This window comes from Novosphingobium kaempferiae (genome assembly GCF_021227995.1).
GTDB classification, from domain to species: domain Bacteria; phylum Pseudomonadota; class Alphaproteobacteria; order Sphingomonadales; family Sphingomonadaceae; genus Novosphingobium; species Novosphingobium kaempferiae.
Genome location: NZ_CP089301.1, coordinates 1,436,568 through 1,459,802, shown reverse-complemented (window position 1 = coordinate 1,459,802; position 23,235 = coordinate 1,436,568). Strand labels below are relative to the sequence as shown.

The 23,235-nt window shown below is 67.5% G+C and carries 22 protein-coding genes; 14 read left to right on the top strand and 8 right to left on the bottom strand.

Annotated elements, in window-relative coordinates:
• Window positions 1-240: 240 nt before the first annotated feature.
• On the bottom strand, window positions 241-2,343 hold the full coding sequence (locus LO787_RS06725) for a hypothetical protein (protein ID WP_232495080.1): 2,103 nt from the start codon (window positions 2,341-2,343) through the stop codon (window positions 241-243).
• 36 nt (window positions 2,344-2,379) lie between these two features.
• A complete protein-coding gene (locus tag LO787_RS06720; RefSeq protein ID WP_232495079.1) occupies window positions 2,380-3,606 on the bottom strand; it encodes a TIGR04063 family PEP-CTERM/XrtA system glycosyltransferase in 1,227 nt (408 codons plus the stop codon).
• 64 nt (window positions 3,607-3,670) lie between these two features.
• On the opposite strand from LO787_RS06720, the gene LO787_RS06715 reads away from it, so the two are divergent.
• The 4 genes from LO787_RS06715 (at window position 3,671) to LO787_RS06700 (ending at window position 7,122) form a co-directional block, all read left to right on the top strand.
• Entirely contained in the window at window positions 3,671-3,853 is a 183-nt protein-coding gene (locus LO787_RS06715; protein WP_232495078.1) for a hypothetical protein, read from the top strand.
• Window positions 3,846-5,228: a putative O-glycosylation ligase, exosortase A system-associated gene (locus tag LO787_RS06710; protein ID WP_232495077.1), complete on the top strand. Its 1,383-nt coding sequence runs from the start codon at window positions 3,846-3,848 to the stop codon at window positions 5,226-5,228. Before LO787_RS06715 ends, LO787_RS06710 begins: the two co-directional genes overlap by 8 nt.
• Window positions 5,229-5,487: 259 nt before the next feature.
• Window positions 5,488-6,183, top strand: coding sequence for a response regulator transcription factor CtrA (ctrA, locus tag LO787_RS06705; RefSeq protein ID WP_232495076.1), 696 nt, complete (start codon window positions 5,488-5,490; stop codon window positions 6,181-6,183).
• 648 nt (window positions 6,184-6,831) lie between these two features.
• Entirely contained in the window at window positions 6,832-7,122 is a 291-nt protein-coding gene (locus tag LO787_RS06700; protein ID WP_232495075.1) for a hypothetical protein, read from the top strand.
• Window positions 7,123-7,383: 261 nt separating this feature from the next.
• Here the strand turns inward: LO787_RS06700 and LO787_RS06695 are convergent, their stop codons facing one another.
• Window positions 7,384-8,082, bottom strand: a complete 699-nt coding sequence (locus tag LO787_RS06695; RefSeq protein ID WP_232495074.1) for an LrgB family protein — start codon at window positions 8,080-8,082, stop codon at window positions 7,384-7,386.
• On the bottom strand, window positions 8,079-8,435 hold the full coding sequence (locus LO787_RS06690; RefSeq protein WP_232495073.1) for a CidA/LrgA family protein: 357 nt from the start codon (window positions 8,433-8,435) through the stop codon (window positions 8,079-8,081). The genes LO787_RS06695 and LO787_RS06690 overlap by 4 nt, the downstream gene beginning before the upstream one ends.
• Window positions 8,436-8,584: 149 nt before the next feature.
• Here LO787_RS06690 and trmB point away from each other — a divergent pair, with 149 nt between their 5' ends.
• The gene (gene trmB, locus LO787_RS06685; protein ID WP_232495072.1) at window positions 8,585-9,301 is read left to right on the top strand and encodes a tRNA (guanine(46)-N(7))-methyltransferase TrmB; all 717 of its coding nucleotides are present in this window, start codon (window positions 8,585-8,587) and stop codon (window positions 9,299-9,301) included.
• 4 nt (window positions 9,302-9,305) lie between these two features.
• On the opposite strand, the gene LO787_RS06680 is transcribed toward trmB, so the two are convergent.
• A complete protein-coding gene (locus tag LO787_RS06680) occupies window positions 9,306-10,199 on the bottom strand; it encodes a LysR family transcriptional regulator (protein WP_232495071.1) in 894 nt (297 codons plus the stop codon).
• 119 nt (window positions 10,200-10,318) lie between these two features.
• Between LO787_RS06680 and LO787_RS06675 the strand changes: the two genes are divergently transcribed.
• Both LO787_RS06675 and LO787_RS06670 read left to right on the top strand, forming a co-directional pair.
• Window positions 10,319-11,920 carry a carboxyl transferase domain-containing protein gene (locus LO787_RS06675; RefSeq protein WP_232495070.1) on the top strand — a complete coding sequence of 534 codons (1,602 nt, stop codon included), beginning with the start codon at window positions 10,319-10,321 and terminating at the stop codon, window positions 11,918-11,920.
• Window positions 11,921-11,925: 5 nt separating this feature from the next.
• On the top strand, window positions 11,926-12,231 hold the full coding sequence (locus tag LO787_RS06670; protein WP_232495069.1) for a DUF3088 family protein: 306 nt from the start codon (window positions 11,926-11,928) through the stop codon (window positions 12,229-12,231).
• Between the two features lie 11 nt (window positions 12,232-12,242).
• Here the strand turns inward: LO787_RS06670 and LO787_RS06665 are convergent, their stop codons facing one another.
• Entirely contained in the window at window positions 12,243-12,674 is a 432-nt protein-coding gene (locus LO787_RS06665) for an endonuclease domain-containing protein (protein WP_232495068.1), read from the bottom strand.
• A gap of 101 nt (window positions 12,675-12,775) precedes the next feature.
• Between LO787_RS06665 and LO787_RS06660 the strand changes: the two genes are divergently transcribed.
• Window positions 12,776-14,617, top strand: a complete 1,842-nt coding sequence (locus LO787_RS06660) for an acetyl/propionyl/methylcrotonyl-CoA carboxylase subunit alpha (protein WP_232495067.1) — start codon at window positions 12,776-12,778, stop codon at window positions 14,615-14,617.
• Window positions 14,617-15,066: a MaoC family dehydratase gene (locus LO787_RS06655; RefSeq protein ID WP_232496269.1), complete on the top strand. Its 450-nt coding sequence runs from the start codon at window positions 14,617-14,619 to the stop codon at window positions 15,064-15,066. The genes LO787_RS06660 and LO787_RS06655 overlap by 1 nt, the downstream gene beginning before the upstream one ends.
• 9 nt (window positions 15,067-15,075) lie before the next feature.
• Here LO787_RS06655 and LO787_RS06650 read toward each other — a convergent pair whose 3' ends face one another.
• Entirely contained in the window at window positions 15,076-15,852 is a 777-nt protein-coding gene (locus LO787_RS06650) for an IclR family transcriptional regulator (protein WP_232495066.1), read from the bottom strand.
• 127 nt (window positions 15,853-15,979) lie between these two features.
• Here LO787_RS06650 and LO787_RS06645 point away from each other — a divergent pair, with 127 nt between their 5' ends.
• The 5 genes from LO787_RS06645 (at window position 15,980) to LO787_RS06625 (ending at window position 22,023) form a co-directional block, all read left to right on the top strand.
• Window positions 15,980-17,566 carry an acetate--CoA ligase gene (locus LO787_RS06645; RefSeq protein ID WP_232495065.1) on the top strand — a complete coding sequence of 529 codons (1,587 nt, stop codon included), beginning with the start codon at window positions 15,980-15,982 and terminating at the stop codon, window positions 17,564-17,566.
• A 22-nt stretch (window positions 17,567-17,588) separates the two neighbouring features.
• Entirely contained in the window at window positions 17,589-18,731 is a 1,143-nt protein-coding gene (locus LO787_RS06640) for an FAS1-like dehydratase domain-containing protein (RefSeq protein WP_232495064.1), read from the top strand.
• Between the two features lie 89 nt (window positions 18,732-18,820).
• Window positions 18,821-19,840, top strand: coding sequence for an alpha/beta hydrolase (locus LO787_RS06635; protein WP_232495063.1), 1,020 nt, complete (start codon window positions 18,821-18,823; stop codon window positions 19,838-19,840).
• 2 nt (window positions 19,841-19,842) lie between these two features.
• Window positions 19,843-21,051, top strand: coding sequence for a CaiB/BaiF CoA transferase family protein (locus LO787_RS06630; RefSeq protein WP_232495062.1), 1,209 nt, complete (start codon window positions 19,843-19,845; stop codon window positions 21,049-21,051).
• Between the two features lie 54 nt (window positions 21,052-21,105).
• Window positions 21,106-22,023 (top strand): SDR family NAD(P)-dependent oxidoreductase, encoded by a 918-nt coding sequence (locus LO787_RS06625; protein ID WP_232495061.1) that lies wholly within the window; start codon window positions 21,106-21,108, stop codon window positions 22,021-22,023.
• A gap of 4 nt (window positions 22,024-22,027) precedes the next feature.
• Here LO787_RS06625 and LO787_RS06620 read toward each other — a convergent pair whose 3' ends face one another.
• Entirely contained in the window at window positions 22,028-23,014 is a 987-nt protein-coding gene (locus LO787_RS06620; RefSeq protein ID WP_232495060.1) for a GGDEF domain-containing protein, read from the bottom strand.
• Between the last annotated feature and the right edge of the window lie 221 nt (window positions 23,015-23,235).

Genomic DNA, 23,235 nt, shown 5'->3' with positions numbered 1-23,235 from the left:
GGCAGGGGGCCACTGGGCATGCCCGCGGATTCGCACGAATCGTGCGAACGACCCCACGCGGCATAGTGACCCCAACGGTCCCCATGACGATTGCGAGGCGGTTTTGCAATGGCGAACAGGGGGCTCCGCGCAGCAACATGGCGCGAATGACGGATTTCTCGGCATTTTATTATCAGAAACCCCGCCCGGATTGCGCCGGACGGGGTTTTTCTAATGTTCAGTAGAGAACCTTGAGGCGGTTCAGGCCGCGCCGCTCATGCGCTGCAGCGTAGCCAGAGCCGCACGAAGGGCGCGTTCGGTGGCCTCCGGATCGTTGCGACCGGGCGCGTCGAAAGCACGTTCCTCGGCCATCGGCGCGGGATCGGATAGGCCTTCCTGCGGTGCGGGGGCGAGCATCGGACGACCGAACGGCGCGGGCTCGATGCTGTTTTCTTCACCGTAGGCGGTCGGCAGCACGGGCGTGGCGTGAGCTTCCTCGTCGCCTGCCTCGTCGGGTTCGCCGAACTGGAGGAACGGCTTGCGCACCGCGGAGTGACGCGAGAGGTTGAGCAGCGAGGAATAGCCCTGCTGCAGCACCACGTCGTCCTCGGCCTCCTCGTCGTCCTCGACTTCGGCGCCGGAGAACGGGCTGCTCGGGAAGGGGATCGCCTCGAACGCGGCGTTCGGGGTGAACCCGGCCTCGGGAGCATCGCCCTGCAGCGGCGCGAGCGCGATGTGGCGCGGCGGCAGGTAGCCCGGTAGCGGCTGGTCGTCGGCGTCGATCGGCTCAAGCTCCACCGGACGCAGCGCGCTCGGGACAGCCGAGGGCCAGGTCGGCTCGGCAGGCGCGTCGGGCAGGGTGGTCTCGACGAAGCCGTAGTCGGCGTGGCCGTGGTCGTCGTCGAAGGCCTGCTCCACCACCGGCGCGGCGAAGGGAGCGGTGACGGGCGCGGCAGCGGCAGCCTCGGCAGCGCGACGCGCTTCCTCCTGCTCGGCTTCGGCCTGGGCAGCTTCAAGGCGGGCAGCTTCAAGGCGGGCGGCTTCCTCGCGCGCGGCGTCGCGGCGGCGCTGCATCGCGACGGCAAGGCGTTCGAGCAGTTCGACCGGCGAGAGGTGCTCAAGCTCGGCATCGGCGATGCGGTCGGCGGCGCTGCGGGCTTCGGCACGGGCTTCCTCGAAGGTCGAGTCGGCGTGCTGCGAGGCGATCTCTTCCGCCGGGGCGGCCCAGGCGTTTACGATCTCGGGCGCCGTTTCAGGCTGCGTCTCGGCAATGTAATCGGCCTCGGCTGCCGGAGCGGCGAACGTGTCGGCGTTTTCAAGCGCCGCATCCTCGCACCATTCGTTCTCGATCACGGCTTCGGCGGGGTCGGCGACATCGTTGTGCGCGCTCCAGTCGCCCTGCGGCAGACGCGGCAGCAGCTTGAAGCCGGGCTGGTTGAAGCCCGACTGATTCTGGCCGGTCTGATTCTGACTGGCCTGCGCGGCGTTGAAGCGGATCTCGAAGCCGGGCGCGGCGTCCTCGGCAGGCTGGATACCGGCCGGGGTCTCGGAGCGGGGCGAGAGTTCGCGCGAATAGGCTTCGAACAGGCGGTTGCCGAGCTGCGAATCGGCGTCGTCCTCGACGGCGGCATCCGAAGGCGCGGGCTGCGGCTGGAACACCTGCGCGCCGGGAGGCGTCGTAAACACGCCGCGCTGGCCGGCGGTGCTGTCCGCTTCCACCCATGCCGATTCGGCTTCCAGCCATGCGGGCAGGTTGTCGTCCTCGTCGGCATCCTCGACGGGCGCTTTGGCGACGGGAGCGGTGCGGGTCTCCTCGACGGTGGTGAAGGCGCGGCGGAACGGCGCCGGGGCCGGAGCATCGTCGAAGGTGTCGAGGTCGAAGTCGGCGACGTTGAGGATCTGCGCTTCACCCTGCGCGGTGGCGCCGGGCAGCGGGGCGCGTTCGTCGTAGGCAGGGGCAGCGGCTTCGGGCTCGATCGCCAGCGCGCGGCGGCGGCGCGCACCCGGCGCAGCTTCGACCGGGACAGCGGCTTCGGCGACTTCGCCCTCGATCTGTTCGGAAGTGGCTTCGGCCCCGGCGGAACCGGCGATCCGGCGTGCCAGCACGCCGCCGATGGCGGCGCCAAGGCCGGTCATGGCAAGCGCGAGCAGGATGCGCATGGTGGTGCCGAGCGGCGGCGCGGCCATCGGGATCACCTTGTCGATCCCCAGCATCTGCACCAGTCCCTCGACCGTCGAGGAGCCGATGGTCACGCTGCCGAGCCCGGCCAGCGCGCCGCACCAAAGGGCGACGATCGCCGGGAACAGCGGATGGCGGGTGATCGGCTGACCGGTGCCCCCGATGCTGCTTTTGCTGTCGGCCACTAAACTACCTCGTGTCTTGAGCTCTCTGGCGCGCCGTCAGGCGGCGGCTCCCAGCCCTGCTTGATCGGTCTTTGCTGCCAGCATTTGGTAAACGACAGGATAACGACCGGCGTTCACCGCCCAGTCGTGCCGGGTTTCCACGTGCTCGCGGCCTGCACGGCGGTAGCTGTCCCACCCGTCGCGGGCTTCGATCAGCCGCGCCAGCGACTCGGCGCAGGCCTGCGCATCGTCGGGGGCGAACAGCACCCCGGTCAAGCCGTCGGTGACGAGTTCGCGATGCCCGCCCACGTCGCTCGCCGCCACCAGCTTGCCCTGCGCCATCGCCTCCAGCGGCTTGAGCGGGGTGACGAGGTCGGTCAGGCGGCTCTTCTTGCGGGGGTAGGCCATGACGTCGCACAGCGCATAATAGCGGTCGACCTCATGGTGCGGCACGCGGCCGACGAAGCGGATCGCCTCCGCCGCCGGGGACGCCGCCGCCTGCGCGCGCAGGGCCTCCTCGCGCGGGCCGCCGCCGACCATCAGCAGCTTCGCCTGCGGCTGGCGCGCGACGAGCGCGGGCATGGCGTCGATCAGCACGTCGAGCCCCTCGTAATCGTAGAAGCTGCCGATGAAGCCGATGACGGGGCCGTCGAAGCCCAGTTCGGCGGCGAATGCCTCGTCGCGGGGCAGGGGGGTGCCGAAGAGGGCAAGGTCCACACCGTTGGGCATGACGGTGATCTTCGCTTCGGGAATGCCGCGCGTGGCAAGGTCGGCGCGCAGGCCCTCGCAGATCGTCACCACCGCGTCCGCCTCGCGCACGACATGCGTCTCCAGCGCGCGGGTGAGGCGGTATTTCAGCGAACCCTCGGTGCCGGTGCCGTTGCCGACGGCGGCATCCTCCCAGAAGGCGCGGATCTCGTAGACCAGCGGAATCCCGTACTTGCGCGCCACCTTGAGCGCGGCCTGCCCGCACAGCACGGGGGAGTGCGCGTGGATCACGTCGGGCCGCCACTGCTGCACGACCTTCTCGATTCCCGCCGCGAACAGCGCGATCTCGCGCCATTCGCGCACCACGGGCGGGCCGGAGACCTTGCCGCCCGCGCGGTGGAACAGGAGGCGGTCATGCTCCTCCACCACGCCGTCGCCCTCGTTGTAGCGCGGGCCGGTCACGGCGCGCACGTCGAGCCCCAGCGCCTGCTGCGCCTTCAGGATCGCGCGGGTGCGGAAGGTGTAGCCGCTGTGGATCGGCAGCGAGTGGTCGAGCACGTGGAGGATACGGGTCATGACGCTTTTCCTAGCCCGGAACGCTTAACGCGCCGTCAACTTGCCGCTGCTAACGCCGCTGTCGATGGTCGACATCTTCGCCCTGGCCCTGTCTCACGGACTGCTGCTGCTCGCCGCCTGGCGGCTGCTGTGGCGGACCGATCTCGATTCGGAAGGCGCCGATTCGCAGGTCCGGCCCCGTCGTGGCCCCGGCGCGCCGATGCGGGTAAACCGTGCGGCGCAGGAAGACGCGGACGGCGATGCTTAACCTCGGCCTCAGCGCGTTCTTCGCCTGCCTCATCCTGCTCGGCTTCAGGCGCCCGTTCATCTGGGTGCTGTGCTATCTCTATGTCGACATCGTCGCGCCGCAAATCATCTCGTGGGGCTTCCTGACCCAGATCCCGACCTCGCTGATCGCCTTCGCGGCGGCGTTCCTCGGCTGGCTGGTGTTCGACGACAAGCGCGATTCGCGCTTCACCTGGCGGCAGGGCCTGCTCGGCGTGCTGCTGCTCTATTGCGCCATCACCACGCTGCGGGCGGATTACCCGGTGGAGGCGCTGACCAAGTGGTCGTGGGTGTGGAAGGCGCTCGTCTTCGCGATGTTCCTGCCGCTGACCTTGCGCACGCGGCTGCGAATCGAGGCGGTGGCGCTGTTCATGGTACTCTCCGCGAGCGCGCTCATCATCGACGGCGGGCTCAAGACCGCGATGGGCGGAAGCGGCTACGGCGCGCTGCGCATCTTCGTGGACAACAACACCGGGCTCTACGAAGGCTCTATCATCTCCTGCGTCGCGATCGCGCTGATCCCGGTCGCGGTGTGGCTGGCGAAGCATGGCACCATCTTCCCGCCCGAATGGCGCGTCTGGCTGTTCACCGCCGCGCTGATCTTCGCGTGCTCGCTGATCCCCATCGGCACGCAGGCGCGCACCGGCCTCGTCTGCCTCGCGATCCTTGCGGGCCTGTACCTGAGGACCGCGAAGCACCGCTTCCTGCTCTCGGCCGGCATGACGCTGGCGGTCCTGATCGCCGTGCCGTTCCTGCCGCAGTCCTTCCTCGCCCGCATGAACACGATCGAGGATCACCAGTCCGACCAATCCGCCGGCACCCGCCTCGGCGTGTGGAAGTGGACGCTCGGCTACGTGAAGGACCACCCCTTCGGCGGCGGGTTCGAGGTCTACATGTCGAGCAAGGTGTCCTACGACACCGTGACCACGCAGAAGGTCGGCAGCATGGTCACCGTCACCCGCACCCCGATCGTCGAGGAAGGCCGCGCCTTCCACTCCAGCTACTTCGAGATGCTGGGCGAGCAGGGCTATCCCGGCCTCGCGCTGTGGCTGCTGCTGCAGGTCTCCGGCATCGTCCAGATGGAGATGATCCGCCGCCGCTGGAAGAATCGCACCGGCCCGGACGAGGCCTGGGCCGCGCCGCTCGCGGTGGCGCTGCAACTGGCGCAGGTTGTCTACATGATCGGCTCGCTGTTCGTGGGAATCGCCTTCCAGCCGTTCATCCTCATGCTCATCGGCTTGCAGTGCGGCCTGTGGAGCTACCTCAAGCGCATCGACCGCCCCGCGCCCGCCCCGCGCGGAGCGCGCCGTCCCATGCGCGTCCCCGGCCAGACAGCCACGCAAGAGGTCGCGGGTTAAGAATCGGGCAGTCGCAAAGCGTTTGCGAATTCCTGCCGGGCATCCTTAACATTAACCAGTGGCCGCCGTTCTGGAGGCCAACGGTGCGGAATGCGTGCCGGCGAAGCCGTTGACCGGGCACAATTCCTTAAGGACGTTTCCGGCGTTTACGACGAATTAACCTTTAACCTTCATTGGTCATATGGTTAATACAACGCAATGTCCGCAAAGGGATGCGTGAAAGCGCAGCGGGCATCGGGGCAAGAAGGGACACTGACCCATGCGAGTGCTGTTGATCGAGGACGAACCGACCACTGCCCGCGCGATCGAGCTGATGCTCACCGCGGAGGGGTTCAATGTCTATTCCACGGATCTGGGCGAGGAAGGCCTCGATCTGGGCAAGCTGTATGACTACGACATCATCCTGCTCGACCTGAACCTGCCGGACATGCACGGCTACGACGTGCTCAAGAAGCTGCGCGTCGCCAAGGTGCAGACGCCGGTTCTGATCCTGTCGGGCATCTCGGAAATGGACAGCAAGGTCCGCTCGTTCGGCTTCGGCGCGGACGATTACGTGACCAAGCCGTTCCACCGCGAGGAACTGATCGCCCGCATCCACGCGGTCGTGCGCCGTTCGAAGGGCCACTCGCAGTCGGTCATCCGCACCGGCAAGCTCGTCACCAACCTCGACGCCAAGACGGTCGAGGTCGACGGAGCCCGCGTGCACCTGACCGGCAAGGAATACGCGATGCTGGAACTGCTCTCGCTGCGCAAGGGCACCACGCTGACCAAGGAAATGTTCCTCAACCACCTCTACGGCGGCATGGACGAGCCCGAGCTGAAGATCATCGACGTCTTCATCTGCAAGCTGCGCAAGAAGCTGGCGCACGCCTGCGGCGGCTCGAACTACATCGAGACCGTCTGGGGCCGCGGCTACGTGCTGCGCGATCCGGACGAGGCCGCCGAAGCGGCCTGAGTTTCCGGGCACTTCCCGGAGCCGGGCCCGATGGCCCGCGACTCGGAAGATGCCGCCACGGAACGACGACCCTGCACCCCTTGCAGGAAGAATGGCGGCCTGCCCTCACGAGGGGCGGGCCGTTCTTTTGTTCTGGGACGGGGCCGCTCTCCGTTGCGCGAATCCGCAGCAGGATTAGGGTGAGACATATGTCCGAAGCCCATCCCTCATGGTCAACTTTGCCGAGCGTGCCACTCACGGACGATGAGGCGAACTTCATTCTCGCCACGGCCAGACGGTTCTTTGGGGGCACCGCGGTCATTCGAAACTACGGCACCGCTAGCGACCGTATCGACCTTCATGTCGAGACCGATGAAGATGTGGGGATGGAGCAGTATGACTGCCTCGGTGTGCTGATGACCCGCATAGACAGGCCGATTAGCTTGGATTTCACCCGCCGGGGCACTCGAGTGCGAGGAAATGCCAAGTTGGCGTATCGGCACGGTCAAATACTATAGTGATGGCTGCCTTTCTGCTTATGCGCTCGTTGCGCCCGTTCCTTTCGCAAGACAGAGTGCTCGGATGACAGTCCATGATCCTCGCCCAGCAGGCCGTCTTGCTCGAAGAAGCTTTGCCACCGCGCATATGTCAGACGCGAAGTGGAGAAAGATGTTCGAAGCAATCCACAGCGAGCACGCCGACCTCAAGGAAATGATGGTAAAATTCATTGGTGTGGAAAAAGCGCGCCAGATGCGCTTTCCTCCAAGCTTGTCGTGTCCTCGCGCATACATGGACACGATTGAATTTGGCCCTACCGAACTTCGCTCGATTGAATGGGTTGAGTTTGTGGCGGACGTATCACGCATCTTGGCTGGTCTCGGTCAGTATCCGTTCTCGTTTGAAAACGGTCGAACCAGGGTGACAGGTTACACTGATCCGCTGCCGGCGAACGTACGCTAACCCCCAATCCAGCAGTCACCCCGAACTTGTTTCAGGGTCCATCAAGCCACCAGCGCAGTTTTGGGATCAGTGGCCGAGGGGGGCGGCCTGCGACACGACGATCCGGCATTAACTGCCCGATGGATCCTGAAACAAGTTCAGGATGACGCAGTGGGACGCATACGCTCCAACCCCGCTCAGCCTGAGCTTGTCGAAGGCCCCGAGGCGTGGCGCGAGGTTGCCCATGTTTTGCATCGAACGGTGCAGCGCCCCCTCCGCCGCCTAGACCATCAGCGCCACCACCGACAGCAGCGCCGCCGTCACCACCGCGTTGAGGGCCATGCCGAGGCTCGCCAGTGCGCCCGCCGTCGCGTCCACCTGGAACGCGCGCGCCGCGCCGATGCCGTGGGCGGCGATGCCGACGGCGAAGCCGCGCGCACGATAGTCGCGCACGCCCAGCAGGTTCAGCAGCGGCGTCGCCACCATGGCGCCGACGACGCCCGCGAAGAGCACGATGACCGCCGCCAGCGCGGGCACGCCGCCAAGCTGGCTCGCCACCGCCATGGCGACCGGCGTGGTGGTCGCCCTTGGCGCGATGGTCGCCAGCATTTCCCGTGGAGCGCCGAACAGCGCCAGCACGCCGACCGCGCTGACGATCGAGGTCACTGCGCCTGCGCCCAGCGCCAGCACGATCGGCATGGCAAGGCGGCGGATGCGGGCGCGCTCGGCCCAGATCGGCACCGCCAGCCCGACGACGGCGGGACCGAGCAGGAAGCTGAGCGGGAAGGTCGCGGCCTTGTAGGTCGCATAGGAAGTGCCCGTCGCCAGCAACGCCGCGATCAGCGTGGGTGTGGACCAGAGCACCGGATGGCACAGCGGATGCCGCCCGAATCGCTTCGACAGGGTGTCGAACAGCTCGAACACGCCCACCGTCGCGGTCAGCCAGAGCAGCGGCGTTGCCAGCAGGGCGGCTTCGTTCATGCCTCGTCCCCCGGCGCGAATCGGTCGAGGGCCCAGCGGAACACCAGCGCGGTGACGACCAGCGTCAGCAGGGTGGAGAACACCGTCGCGACGAAGAGGCCCACGCCGTAGCGGGACAGCGCCGTGCCTTCGTCGATCAGGCCCACGGCGGCGGGGACGAACATCACCGCAAGATGCGCGGTCAGCCAGGCGGCCACCACCGTCAGCGTCGGTCGCTCGCGCGGGACCAGCGCCAGCCAGCAGAGCAGCAGGACCATGCCGATGACCGCGCCGGGCAGCGAGATTCCGGTCTGGCGATGGACGATCTCGCCGGCAAGCTGGCAGGCAAGGAGGAGCAGGATGGCGCGCAGCATGGCGGCGATAAAGCAGCGCCGCGCGCCCGCTGGCAATGCGCTTTTCGGACGGGCCGGTCCCCGACAAGTTGCGCGGCGCAACTTTCGGAGGCACGCGCTGCACGCGAGTCCATTGACCCGCGCGCGGCGCGGTGCCAGTGGCGCGCGCCATGACCGCTTACAAATCCGGCGATCCGACCACGCTCAACCGCCTCTATGGCCGCGCCAAGGGCAAGCCCCTGCGCGCCGGGCAGCAGGGCCTCGTCGATGACCTGCTCCCCCGCATCGCCATGCCCGAGGAAGGCCCGATCACCGCGCAAGTGTTGTTCGGCGACGACCGCCCGCTGCACTTCGAAATCGGCTTCGGCGGCGGCGAGCACATGGCCAACCGCGCCGACATGTTGCCCGATCACGGATTCATCGGCGCCGAACCGTTCCTCAACGGCGTGGCGCAGGCGCTGCTCCACGTCAGCGGCGACAACGGCGCGCATCCGCCGATCGGCAACGTGCGCATCCACCACGGCGACGCGCTGGAAGTGCTGGCGCGCATCCCGGACGGCTCGCTCTCGTTCCTCTACCTGCTGCACCCGGACCCCTGGCCCAAGGCGCGCCACGCCAAGCGGCGCATGATGAACGACGGCCCGGTGGACATGTTCGCGGCCAAGCTCAAGCCCGGCGGCGAGTTCCGCTTCGGCACCGACCACGCCGTCTACCTGCGCCATGCGCTGATGGTGATGCAGCGCCACACCGACCAGTTCGAATGGCTCTGCGACAAGCCCCGCGACTTCCAGGTGCGCCCGGCCGGCTGGCCCGAGACGCGCTACGAAACCAAGGCCCGCACCGTCTACGGGCATGAGGTATGGTACTTCCGCTATCGCCGCAAGTGACGCGCTAACCGGGCGCTGACGGGGCCTTGAGTGCCCCGTAATGCTGCCTGACAAGGCCGACGAAGGGGCTGGTGCGTCCCTGAGCGACCTGCTCCTCCCCCGCATGGAGCAGGCCGACTTCGCGCACGAGTTCGAAGTCACGCACCGGCACGAACTTTTCCGGTCCGGCGGCGAAACTTTCGGGCATCATGCCGATCCCCGCGCCGCTGCGGACCACCGCCAGCACCCGCTCGTCGCTGGTGGTCTTGAGCACGAAGCGCGGCCGGACGCCGCGTTCCACGAAGAAGCGGTTAATCTCGGGCAGCGCCTCGCAGTGGCGGCGCAGGGCCATGCGGTCGCGCGCAAGCTGCTCGGCCTGCACTTCGCTCTCCCTTGCCAGCGGGTGGTCGGGCGGCAGGACCATCATGTAGCGCTCGCGCGCCAGCACTTCCGGCGCGAACCGCGCGTGGTGGGGGCGCACGACCGTCAGCGCCATGTCGATCCGCCCGCGTTCGAGCCGCTCGGCGATGTCGCGTTCGCTGCCGTCGAGGATCTCCAGCGCCTCCCCGGAGCCCAGCGCGCGGTGCTCGGCCAGCCAGCCTTCGACAACGCGCGTAGGGATCGTGTTCAGCACGCCGAGGCGCAGCAGCGTAGGGTCCGTCACCTCGCTCAGTTCCACCAGCGCATGCTCGTATTCCGCGGCAATGCGGCGGGCGCGGACGAGGAAGCGGCTGCCTGCAGGGGTCAGGGCGACCCGTTGCCGGTCGCGGTCGAACAGGCGGGCGCCCAGTTCGCGCTCCAGCTTGGCTATCCCGGCGGAGAGCGTGGGCTGGGTGACGCTGACGCGCCGCGCCGCGCGGCTGAAGTTGCCGGTCTCCGCCACGGCGAGGAAGTAGCGCAGGAGGTACTGGTCAATCATAGACACTGTCTATGACGATGCCCGGAAACTTTCAATTTCCGCTTCCGTTGCAGCTTGGATAGATAGATGCGGCAAATCGACGAGGCTGGCCCCACGCCGCCCGCAAGGAAGGAAGAGGCATGAGCGCGCCGGTCCTGCAGACCCAGCTGAACAGCGACAGCCCCGAGGCAAAGGCCCGCGACGCGCACAACCGCGCGCTCGCCGCCGAGCTGCGCGAGAAGGTGGCGAAGGCGGCTCTCGGCGGTGACCAGAAAGCGCGTGAACGGCACCTCAGCCGTGGCAAGCTGCTCCCGAGGGACCGCGTGGAGCGCCTGCTCGACCCCGGCTCGCCCTTTCTGGAGATCGGCCAGCTCGCCGCGAACGGCCTTTACGGAGACGAGGTCCCGGGCGCCGGGATCATCGCCGGGATCGGCCGCGTGTCGGGCCTTCAGTGCATGGTCTTCGCCAACGACGCCACGGTGAAGGGCGGCACCTATTTCCCGCTCACCGTCAAGAAGCACATCCGCGCGCAGGAGATCGCCCAGGCCAACCGCCTGCCCTGCGTCTACCTCGTCGACAGCGGCGGCGCGAATCTGCCCAACCAGGCCGAGGTCTTCCCCGACCGCGACCACTTCGGCCGCTTCTTCTTCAATCAGGCGCAGATGAGCGCGAAGGGCATCCCGCAGATCGCCAGCGTCATGGGCAGCTGCACGGCAGGCGGCGCCTATGTCCCGGCGATGAGCGACGAGACGGTGATCGTGAAGGAACAGGGCACGATCTTCCTCGCCGGCCCGCCGCTGGTGCAGGCCGCCACCGGCGAGGTCATCAGCGCCGAAGATCTCGGCGGCGGCGACCTCCATTCGCGCAAGTCCGGCGTGACCGACCATCTGGCCGAGGACGACGAACACGCGCTGACCATCGTGCGCGATATCGTCAGCCACCTCGGCCCCGCGTACCGCCACGACCTCAATGTGCAGGAACCGCGCCCGCCGAAGTACGCCGCCGAGGAACTGTACTCGATCATCCCCGAGGACGTGCGCGCGCCCTACGACGTCCACGAAGTCATCGCCCGCATCGTCGACGGCAGCGAGTTCCACGAGTTCAAGGCGCTCTACGGAAACACGCTCGTCTGCGGCTTCGCGCATATCCACGGGCTGCCGGTGGCGATCCTGGCGAATAACGGCGTCCTGTTCTCCCAGAGCGCGCAGAAGGGCGCGCACTTCATCGAACTCGCCTGCCAGCGCCGCATCCCGCTGCTGTTCCTCCAGAACATCTCGGGCTTCATGGTCGGCGGCAAGTACGAGGCGGAGGGCATCGCCAAGCACGGCGCCAAGCTCGTCACCGCCGTCGCCACCGCGCAGGTACCCAAGCTGACGGTGCTGATCGGTGGCTCGTTCGGCGCGGGCAACTACGGCATGTGCGGGCGCGCCTACGATCCGCGCTTCCTGTTCACATGGCCCAACGCGCGCATCTCGGTGATGGGCGGTGAGCAGGCGGCCAGCGTGCTCGCCACCGTCCACCGCGACGCGGTGAAGTGGAGCCCCGAGGATGCCGAGGCGTTCAAGGCGCCGATCCGCCAGAAGTACGAGGACGAAGGCAACCCCTACTACGCCACCGCGCGGCTGTGGGACGATGGCGTGATCGACCCCGTGCAGACCCGCGACGTGCTGGGGCTGGCGCTCTCCGCCTGCCTCGAAGCCCCGATCGAGGAGGCGCCCCGCTTCGGGGTGTTCCGGATGTGACGACGGTGAAGGATACCCTGTTCGTGCTGGACTTCGACTGGCCCGATCCGGCCTACGAAGGTCGCCGCTTCTACTGCAAGGACAGCGTGACCGTGGAGGGCCTGCTCGCCCTGTTCCCCGAGCGCGCTGCCAACATCGAAGTCGTGCGCGTCGGCTGGCCCCGCCCCCGCGCCGCCGTGGTCGCGCGGCTGGGCGAGGCGAACCAGAACCTGCCTGCGCTGGCCTTCGCCGATGGCGGCTTCGCCAACGACATCGAGGCGGTGCTGGCCGCGCTGCATAAGCGGCACGGGTTTCCGGAGCGGCATCCATGAGTGCGGAACGCCTATTCCTCCCCGAGCTTGTCTCGGGGAGGGGGACCGCCTGGCAAAGCCGGGTGGTGGAGGGGGAGCCGCGCACCCGCCTCCGCCTCAATCCAGGCTACCGCGCGAGGCAGATCGGAAAGCACCAGCTTCGCCGGAACCCGCAACGTCGCGATGCCGGCAACGGCGAACCACGCATCGCGCGCAGCATCCCGCCCGGGCCGATCACCGAAGCCATGCGCACCGCCATCGACCTCGATCGCCAGGCGCGCATCGCTGCAATAGAAGTCCAGCACGTAAGGCCCGCTCGGATGCTGTCTGCGGAACTTCAGGCCACCGGGCCGTTTGCGCAATTCACGCCACAGCAGCCCTTCCGGCAAGCTCAGTTCTCGTCTGAGGCGACGCGCCCGGTCGATCCGGCCTTCGCGTGGCTTGGGCGCTGTATCCCGGAGCATTGGAAATCCCCCTCCACCACCCTTTGGGTGGTCCCCCTCCCCGAGACGAGCTCGGGGAGGAATGAGCGTCTTTCAAAAGACGCGCGATTGGGAGTTAAATCATGATCACGTCCCTCCTGATCGCCAACCGTGGCGAGATCGCCTGTCGCGTCATCCGCACGGCGCGCGCCATGGGCATCCGCACCATTGCGGTCTATTCCGACGCCGACGCGCAGGCGCTCCATGTGCGCGAGGCGGACGAGGCGGTGCATATCGGCCCTTCGCCCACGCGCGAGAGCTATCTGGTGGGCGAGAAGATCCTTGCCGCCGCGAAGCAGACCGGGGCGGAGGCGATCCATCCCGGCTACGGCTTCCTGTCTGAGAATGCCGCGTTCGCGCAGGCGGTGATGGATGCCGGGCTGGTCTGGGTCGGGCCGGATCCGTCCTCGATCACGGCGATGGGCCTCAAGGATGCCGCCAAGAAGCTCATGGCCGAGGCCGGGGTGCCGGTGACGCCGGGCTACATGGGTGAGCGGCAGGAACCGGAGTTCCTTGCCGAAGAAGCCGCGAAGATCGGCTATCCGGTGCTCATCAAGGCGGTCGCGGGCGGCGGCGGCAAGGGCATGCGGCTGGTGGAAAGCGCGGATGCCTTCGCCGACGCGCTGGCCTCCTGCAAGCGCGAGGCGGCGTCCTCGTTCGGCAACGACCATGTGCTGATCGAAAAGTACATCGCCTCGCCCCGGCACATCGAGGTGCAGGTCTTCGGCGACCGCCACGGCAACGTCGTCCACCTGTTCGAGCGTGACTGCTCGCTCCAGCGCCGCCACCAGAAGGTGATCGAGGAAGCCCCCGCCCCCGGGATGGACCCCGCCACGCGCGAGGCGCTCTGCGCCGCCGCCGTGCGCGCGGCGAAGGCGGTCGACTATGTCGGCGCGGGCACGATCGAGTTCATCGCCGACGGGTCGGGCGCGCTGTCTGCCGACCGTATCTGGTTCATGGAGATGAACACCCGCCTGCAGGTGGAGCACCCCGTGACCGAGGCGATCACCGGCGTCGATCTCGTCGAATGGCAGTTGCGCGTGGCCAGCGGCGAGCCGCTGCCGCTCGACCAGAACGACCTCGTCATCGACGGCTGGGCGATGGAAGGGCGCCTCTATGCCGAAGACCCAACGAAGGGCTTCCTGCCCAGCATCGGGCGGCTGGACCTGCTCCAGTTCGGCGAGAGCGAGGGGGGGCGCATCGACACCGGCGTCTACGAAGGCGCGGAAGTCTCGCCGTTCTACGACCCGATGATCGCCAAGGTCATCGCCTGGGGCGACGACCGCGACGAGGCACGCGAGCGACTGGGGGCGATGCTGGAGGACACCGCCGTCTGGCCGGTGCGCACCAACGCCTCGTTCCTTGTGAAAGCGCTCCAGCACCCCGACTTCGCGGCGGGCAAGGTCGATACCGGGCTGATCGGCCGTGATGGCGAGGCGCTGGCGGAGCCGCCGGTGCCGTCGGACGATGCGCTGCGGGCGGCTGCAAGCTCGCTGGTTCCGGCGGGGATTGCTCCGGGTCTGCGCCTCAACGCTGCGCCGTGTCGGGGCGCGTGGTTCCTGCTCGACGGCGAGAAGGTGGAGATCGAAATCGACCCCGAGGGTTCGGACGCGCCTTCGAGCGGCGTTCTCGTCACCGAACAGGGGCAGGCATGGCTGCTGACGCCATGGCGGCGCGACGGCGCGCATGGGGCGGCGGACAGTTCTGGCGCGATCCTTGCGCCGATGCCGGGCAAGGTGATCGCCGTGGAAGTCGCGCAGGGTCAGGCCGTGACCAAGGGCCAGAAGCTGCTGACGCTGGAGGCGATGAAGATGGAACACACGCTGACCGCGCCGTTCGACGGCATCGTCGCCCGGTTGGAGGCGAGTGCGGGCCAGCAGGTGCAGGTCGACGCCCTGCTCGCCCAGATCGAGGAGACCGAATGATGCCGGGCCGCTTCTTCGACGAATGGCAGCTGGGCGACCGGCTTACGCACCAGCCCAGCCGCACCGTCACCGAGACCGACAACCTGCTGTTCTCGGCGATGACGCACAACATGCAGCCGCTGCATCTGGACGTGGAGACCGCGAAGGCGAGCGAGTTCGGACAGATCCTCGTCAACTCGACCTTCACGTTCAGCCTCGCGGTGGGGCTGTCGATTGCGGACACCACGGTTGGCACGCTCGTCGCCAACCTCGGCTTCGACAAGGTGGTGACGCCCAAGCCGACCTTCATCGGCGATACGCTGACGTGTTCCAGCGAAGTGGTCGAGATGCGCGAAAGCAAGTCGCGGCCCAATCAGGGCATCGTCGTGTTCCGGCACGAACTGACCAACCAGCGCGGCGAAGTGGCGCTGTCGATGCTGCGCACGGTGCTGCTGAAGAAGAAGGCCTGAGAGGGCCGCTCACTCCGCCATCTGTTCGCTGAGCGAGCGTGCAGCAACCTTCAGCGCGTCCTTCAGGCGCGGCAGTTCGCTGCGCAGGGCCGCGCCGATGCCGATGGCTACGAGGGCGTGGCTTTGGGCGCTGGTCCTTCCGCCCTTCCAGACCGGTGCGGCGATGACGGTGACTCCGGCGATGTAGTTCCCGGCATCGACCGCCACGCCGGTTTCCCGCGCGTCCTCGACCTCGGCGAGCCAGTCGTCCCATTCCGGCGGCTCGTCCCAGCGCAGCCCCTCGAAGCGCGTCCTGATCTCCTCCGGCGCGTGGCCGCCGAACGCGGCGATGCAGCGCCCGGTCGCCGAGACCAGCGCTGGGAAGCGGCTCCCCACCTGCGTCGAGAGCTGGAAGTTCTGCCCCGACTGCGACATCGCGGTCACGATGATGTGGTCGAGCCCGAAGACCTGCACCCCCAGCGTCGTCGTTCCGAACTCCCGCGTGATGCGGTCCAGCGCGGGCTGGGCGAGGTCGGCGAAGCGGTCCTTGCGCAGCCATGCGCGCGCCAGCGTAAGCACCCCGGCGTCGAGGGCGTAGCGCTTGGTGTCGGCGTCGAAAGCCACGAGTTCCTCGGCCACGAGCGCGCGCAGCACGTAGAGGCAGGTACTTGGGACCAGTCCCAGTTCGCGGGCGATGCCCTGCACCCCCATCGGCGATCCGCGCTTGCCGAGCAGGCGCAGCACCGCAGCCGCCCGGGCGATGGCCGGGGCCTTGCTGGCCTTCACGGTTTCCGCAACTTTATCCATTCAATATAGTGAATATCATTCAATATTTACAAAAACAATCAGGCCCTTCAGACAATCGCTGAACACAAGGACAATTTCCCGCTCGTCGATTCGACCGGTCGGGATGGCGGAAGGGACGGGGCGGTTGATGGCCAGAGCGATTTCAGGGCTGACCGACTATTCGCGCTACGCCGATGCGCAGGCGCATGCCTCTTCGGCGGCGCTGTGGGAGCTGTTCGATGGCGACCGCGAATACTTCAACATCGCGCACGAATGCGTGACCCGCCACGCCGACGGCTCGGGCCGGGCGGCGGTGCGGATCGCCCATGCGGACGGCGCGGACGAAGTGCTCAGCTTCGACACGATCGCCTCCGGCGCGGCGCAGTTCGCGCACTGGCTCGATGCCGAGGGCGTGCAGCCCGGAGAGCGCATCGCCTTCATGCTCGAACCCTCGCTGCCCTTCTACGTTTGCCTGTTCGGCGCGATGCAGACCGGCGCGATCTCGGTGCCCTTGTTCACGCTGTTCGGCCCCGACGCGCTGCGGCTGAGGGTGGGGGACTGCGAACCCTCGATCCTCGTCACCAATGCCGAGAAGGCCGAACTGGCGCGTTCGGTGGCGGTCGAGGGAAACCCGCGCGTGATCGTGGCGGATGAGGCGTTCCTCGCCTCGCTTGCAGACCTGCCGACCAGCTACACACCGAAAACGCGCGCCACCGACATGGCCGTCTTCCAGTACACCAGCGGCACAACGCGCGAGCTTCCCGAGGCGGTGAAGCATTCGCACCGCACGCTGGTGACGCTGATGTTCGCGGCGCTCTATGGCACCGGCATTCGCCCGGGGGACGAGTTCTTCTGCCCGTCCAGCCCCGCCTGGGGCCATGGCCTGTGGCACGGCACGCTGGCGCCGCTGGCGATGGGCGTGACGACCGGCACGTTTGCGGGCCGCTTTGATCCGGTGCGACTGATGCAGGCGCTCGACGACTTCGGCATCACCAACATGTCGGCGGCGGCGACCCACTACCGCATGATGAAGAACAGCGGGAAGGCGGCGGACTTCGCGTTCCACTTCGACAAGCTGTCGTTCACCGGGGAGCCCATCGATCCGGCCACGCTGGAATGGATCGACCAGTGGTTCAAGGTGCCCGCCTGCTCGATGTACGGCACCACCGAGATCGGCGTGGTGCTGGTGAACTATCCCGGCGCGGACGACTTCACGGTCAAGCCCGGCTCGCTGGGCAAGGCGGTGCCGGGGCAGAAGCTGCAGGTCCAGCGCTCCGACGGCACGCCCTGCGATCCCGGCGAGATCGGCGAACTGATGCTGTTCCGTGGCGGCGGCTGGATGACCACCAAGGACCGCGCCAGGATCGACGCGGACGGCTACTTCTACCACTGCGGCCGCGCCGACGACGTCATCATCTCGGCAGGCTGGACGATGAGCGCGGTCGAGATCGAGAACACCATGTTGCGGCATGACAACGTGCTCGAATGCGGCGTGATCGGTGTCCCCGACGAGAAACGCGGGCAGGTGGTGAAGGCCTTCGTCGTCGCCAACCGTGCGGGCGACGACGCCTTCGTGCGCGAGCTTCAGGACTTCACCCGCGAACGCCTCGCCCAGCATGAATTCCCGCGCCTCGTCGAGTTCGTCGACGAGCTTCCCAAGAACCCCGCAGGCAAGGTCCACCGCAAGATGCTGCGCGAACGTGAAGCCGCGAAAGCCGCCGAAGCGGTCGGCTGAGAAAATCCAGGAGAGCAGAGAAATGGCCACCACAGCAGAACCGAAGAACAAGTTCCCCAAGATCACCGAGGAAGGGCTCGACGACCTGCGCCAGCGCATCGGCGTGAAGATCGAGAACACGGTGGAGCCGTGGAACTACGAGGCGACCCGCGACGCCATTCGCCACTACGCGCACGGCATCGGCGACGACAATCCGCTGTGGTGCGACCCGGAATACGCGGCGAAGACGAAGTACGGCTCGATCGTCGCGCTGCCTTCGTTCCTGTTCACCACCAGCCGCATCATCTCGGGCTATTGCGGCGGCCTGTCGGGCGTCCATGCGATGTGGGCGGGGGCGGACTGGACCTGGCACAAGCCGGTCCTGCGCAACGACACGATCAAGGCGGTGGCGCACCTCAAGGATCTGGTCGAGCACCAGACCAAGTTCGCGGGCCGCTCGTTCCAGCAGATCTATCACGTCGACTTCTACAACCAGCAGGGCGACCACGTCGCGGGCGCGGACAGCTGGGTCTTCCGCACCGACCGCGACGAGGCGCGCGAACGCGGCACCAAGTACACCGAGGCGCGCGGCCGCGTTGAGCCCTTCACGCAGGAGCAACTCGACGAGTTCTACGAGATCTACGACCAGGAAGAAATCCGCGGCGCCATTCCGCGCTACTTCGAGGACGTGAACGTCGGCGACAAGCTGCCGCCGATGATGAAGGGCCCGATGACCGTCACCGGCTTCATCTGCTACGCGCAAGGGTGGGGCGGGCTCTACATCCGCGCCAACAAGCTGGCCTACAAGATGCAGCAGGCGCACCCGGGCCTTGGAATCCGCAACCGCTTCAACGTGCCCGACTGCCCCGAGCGCGTCCACTGGGACGAGGCCTTCGCACTCGAGGTCGGCGCGCCGGGCGCCTACGACTACGGCCCGGAGCGCTGCTCGTGGCTGACCCACCACATGACCGACTGGATCGGCGACGACGGCTTCCTCCACAAGTCGAACTGCCAGATCCGCCGCCACAACCCGGACGGCGACGCCATCGTCATCACCGGCGAAGTGACCCGCAAGTTCGAGGAGAACGGCAAAAAGTACGTCGAGGTGGCCCAGAAGGCGACCACCCATCGCGGCGAGCTTTCGGCCTTCGGCACCGCCGTGGCGGAATTGCCGAGCCGGGGCTGACCTCGGGCGTGACCTGACCCGCCGCCGGGCCTAGTCTCCGGCGGCGGGCAACCGCGAAAGGCGCACAAGCGCGGGCGGAAGGGAGAGGCATGGATACGAGCACAGCGGCGAAGCCCTGCTTCCTTCCCGACGGCACGGTAGAGGTGCCTGCCTTCGCGCTGCCGATCTCCGATCTCGCCAGCCCCGAAGCGGCGGCGATGCAGCGCCTGCGCGCGACGATGCCCGCCTTCGATGCGGCGGGCGGCGACACGGACATCGCCGGACGGCGCATCCAGATCAACACCTACATGGCCCCCCAGATCGCCCGGCTGCGGCAGGAGTTCGCGGTCGATGTCGCGCGCACGACGATCGGCGGGATCGAGGTGCTCGACGTCACGCCCGCAGGCGGCGGTCGCGACCCGGACCGCGTGCTCATCAACCTGCACGGCGGCGCGTTCTGTGTCGGCTGGGATGGAGTGGCGCTGGTCGAATCGATCCCCATCGCGGCGCTGGGCAACTGGCGCGTGGTCAGCGTCAATTACCGCATGGCGCCCGAGCACCGGCACCCGGCAGGGGTGGAGGATGTGGCGGCGGTCTATGCCGCGTTGCTGGCGGATTATGCGCCGGGCCGGATCGGCATCTACGGCGGTTCCGCAGGCGGCGCGCTGACGGCGCAGGCCGCGGCATGGCTGCCCGCGCACGGGTTGCCGCAGGCGGGCGCCGTGGGCGTGTTCGGTGCCGGTGGGGTACCCTTTGGTGCCGGTCAGTCACCTTATGTGTCAGGCCATATCGATGCCTCGTTCCCGCCGCCGCCTGCTGACGGCTCCGCGCCGGTCGATATCACGCACGGCTATTTCGATGGCTGCGATCCGCGCGATCCCACCGCTTGGCCCGGCTATCACCTTGATGTCATGGCAAGTTTTCCGCCGACGCTCATCATCACCGGAACCCGCGCGATGGACCTCAGCCCGGCGATCTACACCAATTCCCAGCTTCTGAAGGCAGGCGTGCGCTCCACCCTCATCGTCGGCGAGGGAATGGGCCACTGCTACCACTATCAGCTCGGAATCCCCGAAGGCCGCGACGCGGTGGACGCGATTCTGGCGTTTTTCCGCGAGAATCTCGCCTGACCATGGCCGACGACGCTCCCTGGCCCGGCCCGCTCTCCGGCGTGCGCGTGATCGACTTCACGCGCGTCCTCGCTGGTCCCGCTGCCAGCCTCGCGCTGGCCGACCTCGGTGCCGAGGTGTTCAAGATCGAACCGCCCGGCACCGGCGACGAAACCCGCACATTTCCGCCGACCCGCGACGGGGAGAGTCACTATTACCTCGCGGTCAACCGGGGCAAGAAGTCCATCGTGGTGGACCTCAAGACTGCCGAGGGGCTCGCGCTGGTCAGGGATCTCGCGCGGCATTGCGACGTGCTGGTGGAGAACTACCGGCCTGGCGTGATGGACCGGCTCGGCCTCGGCTGGGAGGACATGCGCGCGATCAACCCGCGCCTCATCTACTGCTCGATCTCGGGCTACGGGCAGACCGGGCCGCTGCGGGACCGGCCGAGCTTCGACATCGTGCTTCAGGCGATGTCGGGCGCGCTGTCGATGAACGGGGAGCGGGACGGGCTGCCGACCAAACTCGGCATTCCGCTCGGCGATCTGGTCGGCGGGATCAACGGGCCGATCGGCATCCTCTCGGCGCTCTACGAGCGCGAGCGGACCGGACGCGGGCGGCACATCGACGTGAGCCTGATGGACGGCCTTATGGGGATGCTCGGCTATATCGCGCAACTCGCGTTCTTCACCGGCACCGACCCGCAACGCGTGGGCTCGCAGCATCCCAACCTCGTTCCCTACGGCATCTTCCCGGCGAGCGACGGCTCCATAGTCGTCGCCTGCCTGACGCCGGGGTTCTGGGGCCGCATCTGCCGCTCGATCGGGCAGGGCGAACTGTGCGACGATCTTCGCTACGACACGCTGGAAAAGCGCCGCGATGCTCGCGAGGAGGTCAACGCCATCGTCTCGGCCTTCACCTCCCGGCATACCGTCGATGAACTCGTCGCGATCTTCACCGAGTACGAAGTTCCGCATGCGCCGATCCTCGGCGTGACCGAGGCGCTGGCGCAGCCGCAGGCACAGGCGCGCGGGATGGTGGTCGAGGCGGAGCATGCAAGCCTCGGCACGATCCCGCTCGTCAACCGCCCGATCCGCTTCACCGATGCCGAGCAGCCGACACCCGAAGCGCCGCCGGTGCTGGGCCAGCATACCGATGCGATCCTTGCCCAGGTGCTCGATCTATCGCCCGAGCGGATCGCGGCCCTGCGCGCCGCCGGGGTCGTTGCCTGAGGCACTGCCAGCGGTAAGGTCGCGGGCGGGAACACGATACGAGGAGAGAAGCCCATGGCCGAACTGCGTTTCGACGGTCGCGTCGCGGTGATCACCGGCGGCGGGCGCGGTCTCGGCCGGGCCCATGCGCTGCTGCTGGCGAGCCGGGGCTGCAAGGTCGTCATCAACGATCCGGGCGTCTCGATGGCAGGCGACGCGACGACGGAAGGCCCGGCCGAAGCGCTCGCCGCCGAGATCCGCGCCGCCGGGGGCGAGGCCATCGCCAACCTCGACAGCGTGGCGACACCGGAGGGCGGCAAGGCGATCATCGATGCCGCACTCGACGCCTATGGGCGCATCGATATCCTGATCCACTCGGCAGGCAACGTGCGGCGCGGTTCGCTGTCCAGCCTCGCCTACGAGGACTTCACGGCGGTGCTCGATGTCCATCTGAAGGGGGCCTACCACGTCGTGCGCGAGGCTTTCCCGCACATGATGGCGCAGGGCTACGGCCGGATCGTGCTCACCAGTTCGATCAACGGCCTCTACGGCAAGGCGGACAACGTCACGTACTCGCTGTGCAAGGCGGGCTTCATGGGCCTATCCAACACCGCGGCGATCGAGGGGCAGCACGCGAACGTGCGCTCGAACCTCATCGTTCCGGCAGCCGTCACGCGCATGTCGGAGGGGATCGACACCAGCAAGTTCCCGCCGATGGAGCCGGAGATGGTCGCGCCGATGGTCGCCTATCTGTGCCACGAGGACTGCACGGCAACCGGCGAGATGTACGTTGCGATGGGCGGTCGGCTCGGGCGCGCATGGGTGGCCGAGAACGCGGGCGTCTATCGTTCGGAGTGGAGCCTGGAGAGCGTAGCAGGCGAGTTCGCCGAAATCCGCGACGGCGGCGCGACGCTGGCGTTTCCGCCGGTTCCCGATGGCCAGCTCGACCACCTGCTCCATGGCTTCGCGATGATCCGCGAAGGCGTCGCCTGAGCCCTCAGAGCATCGAGCCGTAGCCGGACGACAGCGGCATCTTCTCGCGCTTGGCCTGATAGAGCCGCGCGTCGGCGCTGCGCAGCAAGGCTTCCAGATCGGTCCCGCTCTCGCTGGAGAGCACGGTGCCGATGCTGGTGGTAATCTCGACCGCTTCGCCGCACAGGTCGAAGGGCTGCGCGATGGCGGCGCAGATGCGGCGGGCGAGCAGTTCCGCCTCCTCGTTGCGGCCGAGCCCGAACTGAACGATGCCGAATTCGTCGCCGCCGAGACGCGCTACGATGTCGCCGCTGCGAACCGCCGTGCGCAGGCGCTCCGCCACCGCCGCCAGCAGTTCGTCGCCCGCCGCATGGCCGAAACGGTCGTTGACCGGCTTGAATCCGTCGAGATCGAGATAATGCACCGCGACGACGCTGCCGGGACCGAGCAGCAGCGCGTTCTCCTCGAAGTATTCCCGCAGGGCAAGCCGGTTGGGCAACGAGGTCAGCCCGTCGCGCCGGGCGAGCGAGACCGAGGTCAGCCGCTTGCCGATTTCGGTGCTGGCGCTGCGGTGCATCCTGACGACGCTCTGCGACCCGCCGGTGAGGAAAGAGCCCGCGATCACGCTCATGCCGATGTGCATCGGCTCCAGATGGAGCGCGGATACGAGGATCGCCGGGCTCAGCGCCATGAGCATGCTGGGAATGGCCACGGGCGGACGAAGACCGGTCCCCGTGGCGACGCCCGCGCAGTAGCCCACCAGCACGCAGATCGTGAGCATCTGCGCGGTGGGATCGGACTCCGCGAAGACGAGCGCTCCGAACGTGCCCAGTAGTGCCGAGTAGAGGTAGTAGGGCCACGCGTAGATCCGCTCCAGCCGTCGCGCGGCGGCGCCGTCCAGCGGAGCAGTCATGGCAGCCGTGCGATGGTATACGGTAAAGCCGACACGCAGCGCACAGGCGAACAACGCGGCCACGCCGAGCGCCCACGTCCCAGCGTCGTTTCGGCTCAAGCCGACAAGACTTACATAAATGGCCGTAATGCCGAGCATGATCTTCGACGGGACCACGTTCGCGTAAAGGCTGCGAACGAGCTCGACGTAGACTTTTTCAGCTAGCGAATCGGATGGCGTCATACTGTCGAGGCATGGTGAAAATACCTCCGCATTAATACACTAGTGTTGACGATATGCGACAATTCGCTCGCCTGCGTCCCCGAACGGCACGGTATCGC

What these genes read in the sequence shown, in the direction of transcription:
- LO787_RS06720 (WP_232495079.1), bottom strand. Translation starts at nt 3,606, where the DNA reads ATGACCCGTATCCTCCACGTGCTCGACCACTCGCTGCCGATCCACAGC.
- LO787_RS06625 (WP_232495061.1), top strand. Translation starts at nt 21,106, where the DNA reads ATGGCCGAACTGCGTTTCGACGGTCGCGTCGCGGTGATCACCGGCGGC.
- LO787_RS06680 (WP_232495071.1), bottom strand. Translation starts at nt 10,199, where the DNA reads ATGATTGACCAGTACCTCCTGCGCTACTTCCTCGCCGTGGCGGAGACC.
- LO787_RS06660 (WP_232495067.1), top strand. Translation starts at nt 12,776, where the DNA reads ATGATCACGTCCCTCCTGATCGCCAACCGTGGCGAGATCGCCTGTCGC.
- LO787_RS06630 (WP_232495062.1), top strand. Translation starts at nt 19,843, where the DNA reads ATGGCCGACGACGCTCCCTGGCCCGGCCCGCTCTCCGGCGTGCGCGTG.
- LO787_RS06645 (WP_232495065.1), top strand. Translation starts at nt 15,980, where the DNA reads ATGGCCAGAGCGATTTCAGGGCTGACCGACTATTCGCGCTACGCCGAT.
- trmB (WP_232495072.1), top strand. Translation starts at nt 8,585, where the DNA reads ATGACCGCTTACAAATCCGGCGATCCGACCACGCTCAACCGCCTCTAT.
- LO787_RS06650 (WP_232495066.1), bottom strand. Translation starts at nt 15,852, where the DNA reads ATGGATAAAGTTGCGGAAACCGTGAAGGCCAGCAAGGCCCCGGCCATC.
- LO787_RS06695 (WP_232495074.1), bottom strand. Translation starts at nt 8,082, where the DNA reads ATGAACGAAGCCGCCCTGCTGGCAACGCCGCTGCTCTGGCTGACCGCG.
- LO787_RS06675 (WP_232495070.1), top strand. Translation starts at nt 10,319, where the DNA reads ATGAGCGCGCCGGTCCTGCAGACCCAGCTGAACAGCGACAGCCCCGAG.
- LO787_RS06710 (WP_232495077.1), top strand. Translation starts at nt 3,846, where the DNA reads ATGCTTAACCTCGGCCTCAGCGCGTTCTTCGCCTGCCTCATCCTGCTC.
- ctrA (WP_232495076.1), top strand. Translation starts at nt 5,488, where the DNA reads ATGCGAGTGCTGTTGATCGAGGACGAACCGACCACTGCCCGCGCGATC.
- LO787_RS06655 (WP_232496269.1), top strand. Translation starts at nt 14,617, where the DNA reads ATGCCGGGCCGCTTCTTCGACGAATGGCAGCTGGGCGACCGGCTTACG.
- LO787_RS06690 (WP_232495073.1), bottom strand. Translation starts at nt 8,435, where the DNA reads ATGCTGCGCGCCATCCTGCTCCTCCTTGCCTGCCAGCTTGCCGGCGAG.
- LO787_RS06665 (WP_232495068.1), bottom strand. Translation starts at nt 12,674, where the DNA reads ATGCTCCGGGATACAGCGCCCAAGCCACGCGAAGGCCGGATCGACCGG.
- LO787_RS06640 (WP_232495064.1), top strand. Translation starts at nt 17,589, where the DNA reads ATGGCCACCACAGCAGAACCGAAGAACAAGTTCCCCAAGATCACCGAG.
- LO787_RS06635 (WP_232495063.1), top strand. Translation starts at nt 18,821, where the DNA reads ATGGATACGAGCACAGCGGCGAAGCCCTGCTTCCTTCCCGACGGCACG.
- LO787_RS06700 (WP_232495075.1), top strand. Translation starts at nt 6,832, where the DNA reads ATGTTCGAAGCAATCCACAGCGAGCACGCCGACCTCAAGGAAATGATG.
- LO787_RS06715 (WP_232495078.1), top strand. Translation starts at nt 3,671, where the DNA reads ATGGTCGACATCTTCGCCCTGGCCCTGTCTCACGGACTGCTGCTGCTC.